At 65.9% G+C, this 1,229-nt stretch carries 1 protein-coding gene and 1 pseudogene; both read left to right on the forward strand.

Translation table 11 applies throughout. The features are described from left to right. Positions 1-34: 34 nt before the first annotated feature. Positions 35-495, forward strand: a pseudogene (locus VSR82_RS39735) (GspE/PulE family protein). Between the two features lie 28 nt (positions 496-523). Beyond that, positions 524-1,229: type II secretion system minor pseudopilin GspK (gene gspK, locus VSR82_RS39740; RefSeq protein WP_498858896.1), on the forward strand; the 706-nt coding region annotated here is incomplete at its 3' end.

The raw sequence follows: 1,229 nt of genomic DNA on the forward strand, positions 1-1,229 counted from the left end.
GATGTCGCGACTGGAGACGGCGACCACCAACATCATGACGGTGGAAGACCCGATCGAATACGACCTGTCCGGCATCGGCCAGACCCAGGTCAACGAGCGGATCGGCATGAGCTTCGCGCGCGCATTGAGCTGATTCTGCGTCAGGACCCGGACATCATCATGATCGTTGAAATCCGCGACCTCGAAACCGCGCAGATTGCGGTGCAGGCGTCGCTGACCGGCCACCTGGTGCTCGCGACGCTGCACACGAACGACGCGGCATCGGCCGTCACGCGTCTGACCGACATGGGGTACGCGGGACGCCGCGGCGTCTACGAGCTGTTGCTGATCGACGAAACGATCCGCTCGCTGATCCACCGCAACGCGGCCGATGCCGAAATTCTCGAAGCGGGCCGCGCCCAGGGCATGCGCACGCTGCGCGAGGATTCGGAGCGCTGGCTCGCGTCGGGACTGACGTCGCTCGAAGAAGTGATTCGCGTGACGGGCGGAGCATAAGCGCAGGCGGCATTCCGTGGAGAATGACATGAGATTCTCTTTTTCTGATGCGCGCCGTGCGGCTTCTGCGTTGCCTGCGGAACGCGGCTCCCGCCGGAAAGTGCAGCTACGGCAGCGCGGCGCCGCCATCATCGGCGCGTTGCTGGTGGTGACGCTGTCGGCAATTCTCGTCTCCAGCATTTTGTGGCGCCAGCAGGTACAAATCCGCCGCATCGAGAATCAGCGGCTGCTGTCGCAGGCGCAATGGGTCGCGCGCGGCGCGCTCGACTGGACCCGGCTGATCCTGCGCTCCGAGGGCGATACGTCGGCGGGCATCACCTATCTGGGTGGCGTGTGGGGCGAGCCGATCGCGAAAACGCGGCTGTCGGATTTTCTCGGCCAGATCGGCGAGGTGCGCGCTGAGCAAGGCGCGGCCACGTACCTGTCGGGCTCGATCGAGGACGCTCAGTCCAGATTCAATCTGCGCAATCTGGTCGCGAGTCCGGCACCCGGCGTGACGCAGATCAGCGCCGAGCAGATGGCCGCGTATCAGCGCCTGCTGGTCTCGCTCGGCCTGAGCGGGCAGCTGGCCAAAGTGACCGCGCTGCACGTGCGCGCGGGGCTGTCACAATCGGCGACGCGCTTTCAGACCGGCACGTCGATCAGCAGCTCGCCGCAGGTCGGCGGCGGCGGTATGACGGGTGGCAACTTCACGAACCAGCCCGGCATCGAGGACGGCGAGGACAACGTGGCGG

Source organism: Burkholderia sp. JPY481 (genome assembly GCF_038900515.1).
Lineage (GTDB): Bacteria > Pseudomonadota > Gammaproteobacteria > Burkholderiales > Burkholderiaceae > Paraburkholderia > Paraburkholderia youngii.